This is a genomic window from Vibrio sp. 2130-1, from assembly GCF_033339515.1.
The window spans coordinates 1-631 of the sequence record NZ_JAWOUT010000409.1; the positions used below are offsets into that span (position 1 = coordinate 1).

The following is a 631-nucleotide window of genomic DNA, read 5'->3' on the forward strand; positions in this document are numbered from 1 at the left end:
TCTCAAAATTCGCTTGCTGCACTGCAGCGCGAATATCATCTATATTGGTGTTTGGCACATCTTGCATATGGCGTGCAATTCTGTCGACCAGCATTTGACTCGCGATATCGCCAGCGCTATGGCCGCCCATGCCGTCAGCAACAACCCAAATATGCTGTTCAGTCATATCCAGTAACGCATCCTCATTATAAGGACGAACTTTACCTGCATGAGTTTTGGCAAAAGTAAAATAATTCCAATTCATTCTTTGCTTCCTACCAACTCCACTTTTGCCAACAACCATCTAACATTGCAGAGAATTGGCCAATAGATGGCAGTCCAGTGCTAACAAACATACATGATTCAATATGAGTAGAGCCTTCTGTCCACCAGAAGCATGGTTTTCTCTGTTGACTCTCAATTAGATGATTTAACAACGTGTTTTGCTTTGCTTCAGTTGAAAAGCTAAACACTGTTGAGATCGGGCTTTGGTACAAAAGCGCCATTTCTTCATTGCATATCGATACTTCAGAAACAAGCTCACACTTTTCCTGCATGCTTCGGTGCCATGCATCAAATACAAATTCATCATCTAACACTGACAGTGCTAGAGCCTGACTATCTTCAGTCCAGCCACTTTGTGCCCAATACT

At 42.8% G+C, this 631-nt stretch carries 1 protein-coding gene and 1 pseudogene; both read right to left on the reverse strand.

The features are described from left to right. On the reverse strand, window positions 1-244 hold a 244-nt coding region (locus tag R7Q09_RS26515; protein ID WP_318143989.1), incomplete at its 3' end, for a PP2C family protein-serine/threonine phosphatase. 10 nt (window positions 245-254) lie between these two features. After that, window positions 255-631 (reverse strand): annotated as a pseudogene (locus R7Q09_RS26520) (type VI secretion system-associated protein TagF); the annotation flags it as partial.